Source organism: Lactiplantibacillus sp. B652 (assembly GCF_023806745.1).
Taxonomy (GTDB): domain Bacteria; phylum Bacillota; class Bacilli; order Lactobacillales; family Lactobacillaceae; genus Lactiplantibacillus; species Lactiplantibacillus pentosus.
This window is the reverse complement of record NZ_JAMSKY010000024.1, coordinates 1-13,488: the sequence shown is the minus strand read 5'-3', so window position 1 is coordinate 13,488 and position 13,488 is coordinate 1. Positions and strand designations below refer to the sequence as shown.

The following is a 13,488-nucleotide window of genomic DNA, read 5'->3' as shown; positions in this document are numbered from 1 at the left end:
CGGATCCACCGAGGGTTCAAAGGACTCCAGGACACCTTGGAAGCATCATTTATTTAAGTTAGATACATATTATATGTACGAAGGCATTTCATTTACACAAGATTCTTGACGCTACCAGCCAAAACGACATTTATTATAATCGATGCCCAAAGCGTAAAAAATGCAGATACTGCTGAGCATAAAGGTTATGATGCAGGTAAAAAAGTTTCCGGTATTAAGCGCCATTTAGCAGTTGATATCAATGGTTTACCACAAGCTATTCACATTACTACGGCTAATGTGTCTGATCGTCAAGGAGCCATTGCTATGTTGACGTTATATCGTGAACATCTTAATCACGTCAAAACAGTACTAGTTGATGGTGGGTACACTGGGAACAACTTTTCCGCCGCTGTTCATTCCAATTTAAAAGCCACCGTACAGGTGGCTAAGCGTAATGAATTACATAAATTTGAAGTGCTTCCGCAACGCTGGTTAGTGGAACGTACTTTTAGTTGGCTAGATAAATGTCGGCGCCTTTGGAAAAATTGCGAACGACATCTTAGTACTAGTCGCCAAATGGTTGTTTTAGCTTATTTGATTGTGATGCTCAAAAGATATTAGACAGGTTCTTACAACCATTCAGGCAACGACCCAGGCTAAACTTGCCGAGCTCCCACGAACAACCCAGCGGCTCGTCAACCCAGATCTTTACCCGGTCTACATGACGACCACACTCAGCCAGTTACAAACTAGTTTGTTGAATAAAATGACGATACTAGCAGATTAACAAACGAACACGCGTAGCAACGGCCAAAGCCACTTCTGTACTTAGCGGTCATTTGAACGCTAAGTACAGAAGTGGCTTTAATTTATATCAAGTAACACTTAGCTCACTGACCAGTAATTTGATCATGTTCACCCGGGGTCAATATTTTGGTCATCACCGTAATCAGATACGCTTGTTCGCGCTCAATCTCAGTTCCCGGCAATTCCAGCATTAACCGCGCTAGGTAACCGAATAGCTGCGATAACAAACTTTGCAGTATCAAATCATTCGGCCAATCCACAATCAAATGATCTGCTTTTAGTTGATTTATGACACTTCCCATCTGCTTGACCATCTTAGGCGCAATCTGGCTAAGAAGCTGTTCGCGTCGTTCGGCGTCAAAAGCTGCCATTTCAAAAATGACCTTTAACTCTTTCACGTTAGCTTTAGCAAATGCAACTCGGTCCGTAAAAATTGCTGTGACGAATGCCTGTAGACTGGGATAACGCTGCCGTAATTTATCCTCTGAAAAATCACTCGCTAAAATTGGCACAATGTGCGCGGCAATTGGTGCTAAGATGGCATCCCGTAAGGCAGCCTTAGTCTTATACCGCCGATAGACCGTCCCCTCCGCAACGCCGGCCCGTTGTGCAATATCACTAGTACTGGTCTGGTCAAAACCCTTTTCAGCAAACAAATCGAGACTTGCCTGGAGGATGGCCCGTTGCTTAGGTGTAATCGTTTCATTCTGACTTAGATCCTGTTGAAAATAATCCCGTATCCGTGATCGTTCCATATCCTCACACCTTCCGATAACGTTTCATTCCAACAATATTCAACATTGTTAGTACGACCATAAACCCTACTAATATTAACAAATTGACACCAATATCGCCAAGCCCAGCACCCTTTGTCACAACAGCCGTCAACGCATTAGCACCATAGTATAACGGCATGATGTGGGCAATTGCTTGCAACCAACTGGCCATGCCATCGACTGGAACCAACCCAGCAAAAAAGATTTGTGGTACAACAATCAGTGGAATAAACTGAATCATTTGAAATTCTGAGTTAGCAAAGGTGGAAATAAAGATACCCAAGGTCAAAGCCACTAACGCTAATAATAAGTTAGTCAGAAAGACCAGCCAAATACTACCAACTAAGTGAATCTTGAAGACCGTAATTGTAAAAACAACGGTCAGGACAGTCTGAATGATGGCAAAGCCCCCATAACCAATTAGATAGCCCATAATAATTTCACTCCGTCGAATTGGGGTTGCAAGTAGCCGGCTTAGGGTTCCAGTAGTGCGTTCATTCAAAAGTGAAACGCCAGAAATCAAGAACACAAAGAAGAAGACAAAGAAACCGAGAAAGGCTGGCAAAAAGCTTTCAAAGAACGTTGAATCACTACTACCATAAATATAATGAGACTTAGTCGTATAACTGGTTGCTTTAGCTGACTGAGTCGAACTAGACGTCGTGGCTGTGGCTTGCTTGAGTTGCTTTTGTAATTTCTCAGCAGTTGCCTGGTCACCGCGGGCCTGGGCTTGTGCAATGGCAGTCTTCAGCTTGGTCACCGTTGCTTGTGTCTGGGCTGCTGTCAGCTTCTTCAAAGCGGCTTGTTGCGATTCAAGGGCCGCGCGCTGTTTCTTAGTAACGGTCACCAGCGTCTTCATTTTCAACTTGACTAATCCTGATTGTAAACTCGCCTTAATTAAAGACGTGTTGGTTGGATTGCTATTTGAATAAGTAATCGTCAATTGACCATTTTTCTGAGTCAAATAGCCATCTAGATCATGCTGCTTAATCATTTTCCGTGCCTGTGAACTATCATAATGATGAATCGTCACGTTTTTGGTATCGATCACGTTAACCACGGATTGGTCTACATGATGAACACCCAAGCTTGCTAATTGCGTCGTGTTGTTTTGAAATAAGAAATACATCAGCGTCATAATCAGCAATGGTGCCAAAAACATCAGCGCCAAGGTACGCTTATCACGTAACATTTGCTTAAAAACTCGTCTAACGATTGCCATCGTTCGCATCTTGCATCCGCCCCGCTTTCAAAAAGACCTGTTCGATCGTATCTACTGCATACTGTTGTTTCAGTGCCGCGGGTGTCCCCTCAGCAAGCGCAATCCCGTGCCGAATCAACATGAGATAATCACACCGTTCTGCTTCGTCCATGACATGCGTTGTCACGAGCATCGACTTACCGGTATCCTTGAGCTTATTTAGTTCGGTCCAAATTTGTTGCCGTAATTCTGGATCAATCCCAACGGTCGGTTCATCTAAAATCAATAATTGGGGATCCTGAATCAGGGCAATTGCCAACGACAAGCGCCGTTTCATCCCACCCGAATAGCCACTGACCCGCTTGTCTAATTGGGACGTTAAATCAACTAATCCGGCTGCATAATCAATCATTTGTGCTAACTTTATTTTTGGAACGCTCATCAATTGCCCAAACAAGGTCAGGTTTTCACGGGCCGTTAGTGTCTCATACAAAGCGTCACTTTGGGCCATATACCCTACTTGTGCCATTACCGCCCTATTGGGCATCACCGTATCCATGACTTTAACAGTGCCACTATCCACAGCTTCCATCCCTAAAATACTCTTGATCAAGGTGGTCTTCCCAGCTCCTGATGGCCCAATCAAGCCATAAATCATTCCAGCCGGCAGTGTCAAATCAATCTGATTGAGCACTTGCTGATGACCAAAGTGCTTGCTGACCTGCTTGGCGATGACATAATCCGTTGCCATTTTAATAACCCTCTTTCTCAAAACGAGTGTATACTCACTCACTTAATGGCCTTAGTATAATCAGTACATCTCGGTTTGTCAACATTAAAATGAGTTATCACTCACTTATTTTGTTTCCGGCCTATTTGTCACCGCATTGCAAACAAAAATGCGCCACCCCGTTGTTGGGATGTCGCATTTTAATTAAATAGCAGCACTGATATAAGCGTTAGCAATGTTTAAGCCTACCGATTTTTTAATATTATTTTATTCATCAACTTCCGGCGCCGACCCAAGCTCTGCCTGAATCATCCAGATTTTCTTCTCAATTGCGGTTTTGAGACCAATGAAAATATCTTGGGTACTGAAGTCTTTTTCAACATCGGATACTTCAATGCCGTGTTGGTAAAGGTCTTCCAAGTAACGATAGCCATCAACTAAGTGTGCGAGGCGTTCTGGGGTTGTTTTGTCCCATTCACCAGGCCAGTCTTGAATCTTAGTGTTTTCGGCCATTTCTTTTAAGGTCGAGTAAGGACTGCCATCAAGCGCAATCAGCCGTTCAGAAATGACATCGAGTTGGCTGTCAATTTCTTCCATGAACTCATCCATCAAGGGGTGCAACTTCAAAAAGTTGGGTCCACGCATGTACCAATGCGTCTGATGGATAATCATTGACATCTGGCTCAAATCGGCAACGAGTTGATTTAATACTGCTTTGGTTTTCGTATATTTCATTAGATTGATCTCCTTTCGATATGGTTATTATAACTTAGTGGTAGCTTAATCTGAAACGTTATACACTGGCAAATTAAGTTATTTATAGCCCGTAGAATTAAGTCGTTTTGAAAAGATGGAGACGTTATATGGTAGATTGTAAAATTAAATAAATCTACAATTGAATTTTATTTACCTTATGAAGATGTTCAAAACGCGTTAAAGGAAAGTGCGCAAAACCCCTTTATACGTACAAAGGATGAATGGGTAGTGGGTAACAATGAGTGTAAATTAAATAAGGCACAAAAAAGGATGCTTAAGGATAAAGAAATATATAATCATTTCAATTTAGAAAATATTCCCAGTCCCATCAAAACGGAGCTAAACAAGATAGTGCATGACATCGATGACTAATACTTTAACACCAAACAGAAAGGGGCTATGAATATATAGGGTCTATAATCTTCGAAATAGACCCTCAAAATCATTGTTAAAATAACCCCCAATATCTATAATGTAGATGTTGGGGGTTATTTGTTTTTATATGGTATAAATGACTTCTCTTATTCGTCATTTTTTCGATACCTTTTGGAACGATTTTGACCAGGAAATAAACGATCATGCGATCCGACTCGAATGCCAATTAAGACTAGTTCATCTTTATAAATCGTATAAACCACCAGGACATCGTTAGTTTCGCTTGGTGTTTTGTTTTTCGGGGTATCTCGTAAGTGAAATTCATTATAACCGCTCATTCGCCGATTAAGCTCATGATCTTCAAATTCTGATGGTAATTGTTGTTGCTCAAGCAACAGGTCAATGGCTGCTCGAACTTCATCAATAATAGATTTGTCTAAACTGGCTAACCGTTTTAGATCAGCATTAAAGGTTGCACGTGGTTTAAATCTTAGTTTTTTCATTATTTAAACTGACCCCAATAATCATCATCTGATTCAACAATTTCATCGTCAGGTAAAACATGGCGTTTAATTAACTGATCACGTGCAATTGCATATTCTAACGAACCTTCTTTAGCTTTTAATGCTCTTTCTAGCCAGTCCATTTTTTCTTGTGAAACGATGGCTACTGCGCGACTATTTGAACGAGCAATATAAACGGTTTCGTCTTCGTCATTAACTTGATCTAAATATTTTTTTAGGTTAGCGCGAAAATCGCTCTGTGTTAGTGCTAATGTCATATTTACCACCCTTTCATTGTACTTAATATTGTACTTTAATTTGTACTAAAAATCAATTTTTTAAGGAGCTAAAACTATGCAACAAGTTGTCTTACCCATCAAAGATTCAAACGTTCTCAAAGAGGTTCAAGATACCTTACTCAACAACTTTAAAGCTGGCCGGCGTAACTATACAGTTTTTCAAGTTGGTAAAGCGACACTGTTGCGAGTCAGTGATGTCATGCGCTTAAAACAAACCGATATTTTTAATCCGGACGGTTCTATTAAACAAAATGCGTTCATTCACGACCGAAAAACGGGTAAGCCTAATACCTTGTATCTTAAACCAGTTCAAACAGAGCTCTTATTGTACCGTCAATGGCTACTTGATCATAGACTAGCCTCTGAATGGCTCTTTCCTTCCATTCAACACCCCGAGCGCCATATTACAGAAAAACAATTTTACAAAATCATGAGTAAGGTTGGCGATCTGTTAGGAATTAATTATCTGGGTACTCATACGATGCGCAAAACCGGGGCTTATCGCGTCTACACACAATCTAATTATAATATTGGTTTGGTCATGAATTTGCTCAATCATTCCAGTGAAGCAATCACTTTAGCTTATTTAGGCTTAGACCAGGCTAGTACTGAAACGATGCTAGATCAAATTGATTTTGGTTGAATGCAATAGCGTATAACTTTAAAATAATAATATATATGGTATAATTCAAATATGGAAAAGCCAGAATTTGAAACTTACAAACGTCCCAATGGTCATGATGAATTCGATGAATGGTTACAGCAACTGCCAATTAAAGATCGCGCTAAATTACTGCAAGTGATTACAGATACGCAGGATCAAGGTTTACTAGTCGCTCAACGCATGACTTGGGTTAAAAAGATAGAATCAGCTAAAAATTTATATGAATTAAGAAGTAAGGTATCCAGTAATATTCAATGGGCATTATACTTTCACGTTAAGGGACCAAAATATGTGATTACCCATGGGTTTACCAAAAAGGCACAAAAAACACCACCCGCTGAAATTAAACATGCGATTGAATTACGAACTGAATGGGAGGATAGTCAAAATGAAAATCAATGATATTTTAACCCGGGAATTAAAAGACCCTAAGTTTGCTGAAGCTTATCATGCTGACAAGGAAAAATCTGCCAGTGCCTTAGCGTTGTATCATACTCGTGAAGAAGCTGGCCTAACTCAGGCCGATTTAGCTGAAAGAGCAAACGTCCCTCAATCCACCATTGCTAGAATCGAACGTGGCGATAATGTAACGTTTGATAAACTAGCTGAAATTGCCCATGCTATGGGTAAAACAATTAAAATTGAATTTACTCAATAAGTTAGACCTTTAAAGAGGTATTTGGCAGCAGTTGATTTAATCAACTGCTGCTTTTTTGATCAAGCTAAATTAGCTTGCGCCGTTTGCGCAAAACTCCGCCTGAAAGGCTCCTGCTGAAGGCATGCTCATGATGCAAAATCATTCGGCCGACCGCCCCTGTCTGGAAGACTTTTTTACTCAAATTCCGATAGCAATTTTGAGTAAAAACGCGAAGTTTTGCCAAAAAGTGGCTAGCCAATCGGCTAACCATTTTGGCATTGCACAGCGAACTTGGGGGTCAAGGGGGAGCGTTAGCTGTCCCCCTTGCAAGCACCGCAGCTGCCACAAACGTAGTCTTGTGGCTAGCATGCGGGTTACTTGCCAATCCTCTGTTATTCGATTATCATTAGGAGGTCATCAGCCGTCGGCTGATCCGACTTTTGATATCTCGAATAACTTTGCCACAGGGCAACGGAGGTGGGACTTGTGAACGAACCACAAAATCTGGCTAGCACAAAAAAGACGACTCAGGTTCATCGTCAGGCTAGCAAACAAATTAATTTTCGGGTGAGTGAACCGGACTATTTAAAGCTGGCGCGTTCCGCGCAAACTTTAAATCTGTCCGTGCCGGCTTTTGTCAAAAAGAAGGCCCAGGGGGCGCGCTTAGTTGCCCCTAAGATTGCTGCCCAAGATGCCCAGAACATCACTCATCAGTTAGCTAAAATTGGCGGTAATCTTAATCAATTGGCCCATCATGCTAATCAAGGTGGTCAAATCGATCCCCAAGCATTAAAGGATTTACAAAACGAGGTGCAACGCGTATGGCAACAACTCACATAAAACGTTCCACCAGTGCATCTAGGTTAGTCAATTACGCTGAAAAACGAGCCATCAAAAAAGATGGCCTCAATTTAGATATTCAGTACGCTAAAAGCGAATTTAAACAAGTGCGGGCCGTCTATGGCAATCCTGGTAAAACCCAAGCGTATGCCAGCCGGATTGCCTTTAGCCCGTTGGAATTTAATCCGCAAGATCCTCATGATCAGACAACGGTTTTAGCCGTTGCCAAAGAAGTTTATGCCAAAGCCTATCCCAATCAACAGGTGGCCCTTTATGAACATGCCGATACCGATTCGTTACACGTCCATGCCGTCATTGGCGCGATTAACCTGGAAACCGGGCAAAAAATGCACGGTAATTGGCACCAATATCGCGATCACTTAGTCCACATCACGGATCAAGTGTGCCAGGAAAATGGCTTAATGGTCACCCGGCCCGATCCTAACCGTCACGAGAAACGCTCAATGGCCGAAATTAAGCTCCGGGCTAAACAGCAGCCCACTTGGAAAGATCAAATCCGCCAAGCCGTCGATCACACCATGCAGAACCCCCTGATTCGCGATTTTCAGGCCTTTCAGGACGACTTGAAACAACAGGCAGTTAAAGTATGGGAACGGGGCAAAAATCTCACCTATCAGCTATTAGGGACCAATTACAAGTCTCGGGGAACCAAACTCGGGCTTGATTATGAAAAGGAGACGATTTTTAATGAGTTGGCAAGCCGACAAAACCAAACAAGAACCAACCAGCAACCAGAACGAACCGTTAACCCAACAATTGACCCAGCTCAATCAGACCATAGCCGAACTCCGGAATTACCAGGGCACTCAGATTCAACTGCAAGCCACAGCCAAAACGTCCCTCGATCAACAACTTCATCAGATCGAACAGACCGCCCAACAAGTCAATCAACAGTTTCAGACGACCTTAAACAACTTAGACAGCAGCAACGCCAGCTCGCAGGCCCAATTAAAACAGACCTTACAAAGCGCCTACGCAGCATTCCAAAAGCAGACCAACCTGATCAGTCAGGAAAATCTGACCGCGCTCAAACAAATTCAAACCGAACAAGCCAAAAACAACCAGCGCCTCAGCCAACTCAGCGACCAAGTGAACCAGACCATTCAAGAGACCATGGCCCAAGTCGCTGATCAAATGGATCAGCAGTTACAAACCACGAAAAAGCGGTTCTCGTGGTATGAAATTAAGAATTATCTGCTGGCTGTGATCCCGACTGGTATTCTGACAGGCCTTATTTTCTGGTTATTGACCAAGTATTTCGGTTAGTTCAAGTTAAGCTTTCAGGTTTCCGCGTCCTTAATTGCTGACAATTTTATTTCAGGGTTAAACCAAATTGGCGTTTTATTGACATGAATTTAGGATTTTGAAACCAATTAGCGTCTTTTTTCGCTTATTATTGGCTATATTTATCGTTTCTAAGCCATTTTAAATCAGCTCTGGTGTATTTTTTTTTATATGCCAGTTAACTAAAACGGCTGAGAAACGATTTTAGAGCTAATCTGAAATGACCCCTTGATTTTTGAATTCTTCTGAGTGTTGCGCCCGATATTTAGCCCCAGCTAGTTTATTCCAGTAAATACCGAACAGATTCGTCATGGTCCCGTACAAATAGTTTTCCACGTCCTTAACATGCTTCTCGTTACTTCTGAGCACGTTAAAGTATCTTCTCAAGGTCTTAGTTATCAGTGGTTTAAGCGTATCGTCACCTAAATTAATTTTGACTCCTAAGGCTTGATGTTCTTTTTCGAGGTTGTTTTTAGCATTCAAAATGATGCGGATAAAGCGTCGCATTTGTTGTGGTGTTCGACACCAGAAACTGAGCAGTTGAATGGCTTCGGGTTCTAAGAAGACTTCCCAGCCACTTTCTGGATCGGTTAAAAACTCGTCAGCATGTTTTACTAAATCCCGGTTTGGGGTTTCAATTTCAGCTGGTGAAAAGTTAGTGCAAGAAATGCCCCACAATCGTTAGACTTCTTGTCTAACAATTGTAGGGCACTTCAAATCGGCTGATCGAGGACTTTTTGGTATTCGTCCAGCACGTCATTCGGCAAGGGCGTCAGTAAATGCAGGTCATCGATGACATCGCTGACATCGCTGGCCGTGTCGGTGCTGGGCAAATCAACGAAAAGGTCGATTTTACTGAGACAATCACTTAGTAGATCGGTCAGCTGCGAAAGCGGCTTGCCGTTTTCATCGGTGATCACGACCTGGCGATGATTGAGGGGCTGGTGCTCGATCTGAATCATTTTCAGCGCATGATAAACATTCAACTGGCTCACCTCGATATGGTTACCCCGATTGTAGGCAATCTGGCCCGAAAAAACAATCTTTAATCATGCTCTGGGGCTACCGGCGGGCGATGCCAACGCAGCCACAGTTCTTTGATTCCAGACAAAATGAGGGTCGGTAGCGCCGGGATAAAGACTACCGCAGAATACAGCGTGCTAGAAAGTGGCGCGGTCCCCATCACTTCGTTGAAGAACGGCATGATGGTGACAAGTAATGAAGCCACCGCCGCGAAAGCCACTGCCAGCAGCAACTGATAGTTTTCAAACGGGTTGCGGGCGAACAAAGTGCGGGTGCTACGCGCGTCGAACACATGCCACAGCTGGCCAAACACCAGGGTCAAAAAGGCGAGGGTTTGCGCTTCTGCGCCGCTCATGCCTTGACTGGCAGCCCAGATGAAGGCGACATACACGAGCCCACCCATCACAATACCGCGCAGGAAGATGCGCCCGAGCATGCCATGCAAAATGGATTGTTTCACATTGCGCGGCGGCTGGTTCATGAGGTCGGCTTCTGGCACATCATAGCCGAGGGCAAAGCTCGGTAAAGCATCGGAAATCATGTTCACCCACAGCACCATCAGCGCCGTTAATGTTGGGGTGGTGGCCGCCACTTGGCCGACGGGTTGCGTCATCAGTAGCACGCCGAACAGCAGCGCCAACACCTCGGCGACATTGGTGGTTAACTCATGCCGCATAAAGTTTTTGATATTGCCAAAAATGGTGCGGCCGGCGCGGACACTGCGCTCGATGGTGGTGAATTTATCATCCAGTAAAATCAGATCTGCGGCGTCTTTGGTGACTTCGGTGCCATTAATGCCCATGGCAATGCCAATGTCAGCAGCGCGTAAGGCTGGCGCGTCATTGATGCCATCACCAGTCATGGCCACGGTTTCGCCATGCCGCTGCAAGGCGCGCACGATGCGCTGCTTGTGTTCCGGCGACACCCGGGCGTATACGCGGATGCTTGGCGCGAGCCGGAACAAATCTTCATCGGTCATGGCTTCCAGCTGCTTGCCTTCCACTACCCGGGCGCTAGGGTCGGTGACAATGCCCAGCTTTAAGGCAATCGCGCGGGCGGTGACTGCGTGATCGCCGGTGATCATCACGACCTGAATACCGGCTTGGTGCAAGGTGGTCACACTTTGACGCACTTCCGGCCGCGGCGGGTCAATGATGCCGGCAATGCCTAGTAAGGTCAGGTGCTGCTCAAGCTCAGCGGTGCTACCATGCAACGCCAGGTCCTCGTCGATGTCACGCAGCGTCACCGCCAGCGTCCGCAGCGCCTGTTCGGCAAAGCGGTTGACCTGCGCTTCTACCGCAGTTTGACCAGCTGGCAAGGTTACGAGTTGGTCGTGGTCCAGAATGGCATCAGTTTTGGCTAAAATCACGTCTGGCGCACCTTTAGTCAGCACCTGATACTGGTCGCCATCTTTAATGACGACACTCATCATTTTACGGTCGCTGTCAAACGGCAGTTCGCGAATGATGTCGATGTCCTGCGCCTGGTCTTTGCTCAAAATCGTATCGCGATCGATACCAAATTTGTGGCCCATCACTACCAGCGCTACGTCGGTGGGGTTGCCATACGGGCGGCTGCGGCCTTCGTCGTCGGTTTGAATCGCCGCTTCGTTATTCAGGACAGCGGCCATCATGAAGCGCGAAAAGCCGGGGGTGTCGGCTTCGTCATCAGGGATGATTTCGCCTACTGGTTCATAGCCGTCGCCTTCCACCACATAACTGGCGCCATTGGCATAAAACCGGGTGACAGTCATTTCATTTTTGGTCAAGGTACCAGTTTTATCTGAGGCAATGTAGCTGGTGGCCCCTAGGGTTTCCACACTGTTCAGGGACTTGATCAGACCGTTGTTTTTGGCCAGCATCGTGGCCCCGACCGTGAGCACAATTGACAGCACCGCCGGTAGCGCATCGGGAATCGCGGCCACCGCCAAGGCAATCGCCGTAGAGAGGGATTCGGCCAGCGCAGCGAAGGAGAGACTGCCAGTTTGCTGATAGGCTTTCAAGAGCTCCACCAGCAACGTGAACGCCACAATCACCATCGCCACCATCATCAGTTTGGTGGTCAGGCGCGCAATGGTGCGTTCAATCGGGGTCTTTTTGTCCTTGACTTGATCCAGCAAGGTGGCGATTTTGCCCAGCTCGGTTTGCATGCCGGTCGCAACCACCACCCCGAGGCCGTTACCATGCGTCACTGTCGCACCAGAAAAGCCCATGTTGGTGCGGTCACCGATTTGCACGTCAGCGCCCAATGCGTGGGTTTGTTTTTGCACAGGTTCCGCTTCGCCGGTGAGGTGGGCTTCGTTGGTTTGCAGCTCGGCGACATGGAGCCAGCGAACGTCGGCTTCGATGAAGTCGCCGGTTTTGACACTGACAATATCGCCAGGCACCAGCTCGGTGGCTGGCACCGTCAGCCAGTCGCCATCGCGCAGGGCCTTGGCGTGGTGATCCGCCATCACCTTCAGGGCGTCCAGGGATTTTTGTGCGCTTTTGGCTTGCCAGAAGGAGAGGCCGGCATTAACGAAAATCAGCAGCAGAATCGCAATGCTTTCATACACTGCCGCCATACCATGGCTGGGGTCGTGGCGCACGAAGAAGTCATAGCCGGCGCTGGCCCAGGCCAATAGCACGGCGATGAATAAAATAATCACCAAAGGTTCTTTCAAGGTGGCCAAAAACTGGCGCCAGGCTGGTAGGGGCTTGCTGGCGGCCAAGGCGTTGGGGCCATGCTGGGTGAGCCGGGCCTGTGCTTCTTCACTGGTGAGGCCGCTTTGCCGGCTGGTGGCCAAGCGCTTTAGGACATCTGCTTTGTGTTCGTTGTAAGGGGTCATAAGTTTCCTCCAATAAGAAAAGGCCGCACCCAAGAATCGCTTTCCTCCCCGAGAAAGCTTTCTTGAGCACCGCCCAACCGAGTTTTTTGAATTAGTTACCTTTTATTGCTAGTTTAAAGGATACCTAATGTTGCTGTCAAAAGATTTGGCCCGGGCCGCCGGTGGCGTGGGCAACGTGCACGTTTTCTAGTCGCTAAACTGTGAACAACGCTAGTGCTAAATGCAAAACTGAGCAAGGAGATGAACTATAAGCGGGGGACCCTTTGCTATTGAGGAGGAAGGCGAAGTAGAGAAAGAGCGGTGATTTGAACTCAAAACAGCGGCGCCGCAGGCTAGCAGCACTGTTAGATTAATCGCCAGCAGCAGATACTAGACAGCTTCTTATATTTTGAAAAAAGACAAGAAGCTATTATTAATCGTCCTGGCTTCGTTATTTAGCCCTCTAAGAGCCTGTTGAGGGCTTTTTGTTTTTGCTTTGGTATAAATATATATAAACAGTCTCAAAACCGCTAAAAAAGAAAAATAAGGCCCTTAAAAACGAACATAGCAGTTGAATTCTTGTTAAGATTCAGAAAAACTAACTGTTTGCTGTCAATGGTAGCGGACGAGCGTAGCGTGGGAGCATAAGGAATTGACAGCTCTAAATCAGTCTTAACACTGAAATGGCGAAAGCCAAAGTTTTATAGAAACTTTGCTTTCCTGCCTAACGGCGAGTGAAAAAGCGGTCAAGCTGGTTCAGCTTGGACGGGGTTCGGGGCGTCAG

At 45.4% G+C, this 13,488-nt stretch carries 13 protein-coding genes and 4 pseudogenes; 8 read left to right on the top strand and 9 right to left on the bottom strand.

The window, feature by feature from the left end; all coding sequences use genetic code 11:
• Window positions 1-117: 117 nt before the first annotated feature.
• A pseudogene (locus tag MZO40_RS16065) lies at window positions 118-603 on the top strand (IS5 family transposase); the annotation flags it as partial.
• A gap of 7 nt (window positions 604-610) precedes the next feature.
• Window positions 611-769 (top strand): annotated as a pseudogene (locus tag MZO40_RS16060) (nicotinate phosphoribosyltransferase); the annotation flags it as partial.
• Window positions 770-872: 103 nt separating this feature from the next.
• Here MZO40_RS16060 and MZO40_RS16055 read toward each other — a convergent pair.
• The 6 genes from MZO40_RS16055 to MZO40_RS16030 form a co-directional block, all read right to left on the bottom strand.
• On the bottom strand, window positions 873-1,544 hold the full coding sequence (locus MZO40_RS16055; RefSeq protein ID WP_064522660.1) for a TetR/AcrR family transcriptional regulator: 672 nt from the start codon (window positions 1,542-1,544) through the stop codon (window positions 873-875).
• A 4-nt stretch (window positions 1,545-1,548) separates the two neighbouring features.
• Entirely contained in the window at window positions 1,549-2,796 is a 1,248-nt protein-coding gene (locus tag MZO40_RS16050) for an ABC transporter permease (protein ID WP_027822874.1), read from the bottom strand.
• Window positions 2,774-3,517 carry an ABC transporter ATP-binding protein gene (locus MZO40_RS16045; RefSeq protein ID WP_003581836.1) on the bottom strand — a complete coding sequence of 248 codons (744 nt, stop codon included), beginning with the start codon at window positions 3,515-3,517 and terminating at the stop codon, window positions 2,774-2,776. The genes MZO40_RS16050 and MZO40_RS16045 overlap by 23 nt, the downstream gene beginning before the upstream one ends.
• A 246-nt stretch (window positions 3,518-3,763) precedes the next feature.
• Entirely contained in the window at window positions 3,764-4,231 is a 468-nt protein-coding gene (locus MZO40_RS16040) for a DNA starvation/stationary phase protection protein (protein WP_042253884.1), read from the bottom strand.
• A 542-nt stretch (window positions 4,232-4,773) separates the two neighbouring features.
• On the bottom strand, window positions 4,774-5,130 hold the full coding sequence (locus tag MZO40_RS16035) for a type II toxin-antitoxin system YafQ family toxin (protein WP_252133418.1): 357 nt from the start codon (window positions 5,128-5,130) through the stop codon (window positions 4,774-4,776).
• Window positions 5,130-5,408 (bottom strand): type II toxin-antitoxin system Phd/YefM family antitoxin, encoded by a 279-nt coding sequence (locus MZO40_RS16030; protein ID WP_003586674.1) that lies wholly within the window; start codon window positions 5,406-5,408, stop codon window positions 5,130-5,132. Before MZO40_RS16030 ends, MZO40_RS16035 begins: the two co-directional genes overlap by 1 nt.
• Before the next feature lie 76 nt (window positions 5,409-5,484).
• On the opposite strand from MZO40_RS16030, the gene MZO40_RS16025 reads away from it, so the two are divergent.
• The 6 genes and pseudogenes from MZO40_RS16025 (at window position 5,485) to MZO40_RS16000 (ending at window position 8,857) form a co-directional block, all read left to right on the top strand.
• On the top strand, window positions 5,485-6,072 hold the full coding sequence (locus MZO40_RS16025) for a site-specific integrase (RefSeq protein WP_120769729.1): 588 nt from the start codon (window positions 5,485-5,487) through the stop codon (window positions 6,070-6,072).
• 51 nt (window positions 6,073-6,123) lie between these two features.
• Window positions 6,124-6,495, top strand: coding sequence for a type II toxin-antitoxin system RelE/ParE family toxin (locus MZO40_RS16020; protein WP_252133417.1), 372 nt, complete (start codon window positions 6,124-6,126; stop codon window positions 6,493-6,495).
• Entirely contained in the window at window positions 6,482-6,751 is a 270-nt protein-coding gene (locus tag MZO40_RS16015) for a helix-turn-helix domain-containing protein (protein WP_001748276.1), read from the top strand. Before MZO40_RS16020 ends, MZO40_RS16015 begins: the two co-directional genes overlap by 14 nt.
• 465 nt (window positions 6,752-7,216) lie before the next feature.
• Window positions 7,217-7,570 (top strand): plasmid mobilization protein, encoded by a 354-nt coding sequence (locus MZO40_RS16010; RefSeq protein WP_020923869.1) that lies wholly within the window; start codon window positions 7,217-7,219, stop codon window positions 7,568-7,570.
• Window positions 7,552-7,980 (top strand): annotated as a pseudogene (locus tag MZO40_RS17675) (relaxase/mobilization nuclease domain-containing protein); the annotation flags it as partial. The gene MZO40_RS16010 and the pseudogene MZO40_RS17675, both read left to right, overlap by 19 nt.
• A gap of 298 nt (window positions 7,981-8,278) precedes the next feature.
• Window positions 8,279-8,857, top strand: a complete 579-nt coding sequence (locus tag MZO40_RS16000) for a hypothetical protein (protein WP_021730115.1) — start codon at window positions 8,279-8,281, stop codon at window positions 8,855-8,857.
• Between the two features lie 228 nt (window positions 8,858-9,085).
• On the opposite strand, the pseudogene MZO40_RS15995 reads toward MZO40_RS16000, so the two are convergent.
• The 3 genes and pseudogenes from MZO40_RS15995 to MZO40_RS15985 form a co-directional block, all read right to left on the bottom strand.
• A pseudogene (locus tag MZO40_RS15995) lies at window positions 9,086-9,541 on the bottom strand (replication initiation protein RepA); the annotation flags it as partial.
• 47 nt (window positions 9,542-9,588) lie between these two features.
• The gene (locus MZO40_RS15990; RefSeq protein WP_012491083.1) at window positions 9,589-9,861 is read right to left on the bottom strand and encodes a hypothetical protein; all 273 of its coding nucleotides are present in this window, start codon (window positions 9,859-9,861) and stop codon (window positions 9,589-9,591) included.
• Between the two features lie 59 nt (window positions 9,862-9,920).
• On the bottom strand, window positions 9,921-12,725 hold the full coding sequence (locus MZO40_RS15985) for a cation-transporting P-type ATPase (RefSeq protein WP_216779824.1): 2,805 nt from the start codon (window positions 12,723-12,725) through the stop codon (window positions 9,921-9,923).
• Window positions 12,726-13,488 lie beyond the last annotated feature (763 nt).

Excerpts from the sequence above, each read along its gene's own strand:
- MZO40_RS16055 (WP_064522660.1), bottom strand. The coding sequence starts at position 1,544 with ATGGAACGATCACGGATACGGGATTATTTTCAACAGGATCTAAGTCAG.
- MZO40_RS16050 (WP_027822874.1), bottom strand. The coding sequence starts at position 2,796 with ATGCGAACGATGGCAATCGTTAGACGAGTTTTTAAGCAAATGTTACGT.
- MZO40_RS16045 (WP_003581836.1), bottom strand. The coding sequence starts at position 3,517 with ATGGCAACGGATTATGTCATCGCCAAGCAGGTCAGCAAGCACTTTGGT.
- MZO40_RS16040 (WP_042253884.1), bottom strand. The coding sequence starts at position 4,231 with ATGAAATATACGAAAACCAAAGCAGTATTAAATCAACTCGTTGCCGAT.
- MZO40_RS16035 (WP_252133418.1), bottom strand. The coding sequence starts at position 5,130 with ATGAAAAAACTAAGATTTAAACCACGTGCAACCTTTAATGCTGATCTA.
- MZO40_RS16030 (WP_003586674.1), bottom strand. The coding sequence starts at position 5,408 with ATGACATTAGCACTAACACAGAGCGATTTTCGCGCTAACCTAAAAAAA.
- MZO40_RS16025 (WP_120769729.1), top strand. The coding sequence starts at position 5,485 with ATGCAACAAGTTGTCTTACCCATCAAAGATTCAAACGTTCTCAAAGAG.
- MZO40_RS16020 (WP_252133417.1), top strand. The coding sequence starts at position 6,124 with ATGGAAAAGCCAGAATTTGAAACTTACAAACGTCCCAATGGTCATGAT.
- MZO40_RS16015 (WP_001748276.1), top strand. The coding sequence starts at position 6,482 with ATGAAAATCAATGATATTTTAACCCGGGAATTAAAAGACCCTAAGTTT.
- MZO40_RS16000 (WP_021730115.1), top strand. The coding sequence starts at position 8,279 with ATGAGTTGGCAAGCCGACAAAACCAAACAAGAACCAACCAGCAACCAG.
- MZO40_RS15985 (WP_216779824.1), bottom strand. The coding sequence starts at position 12,725 with ATGACCCCTTACAACGAACACAAAGCAGATGTCCTAAAGCGCTTGGCC.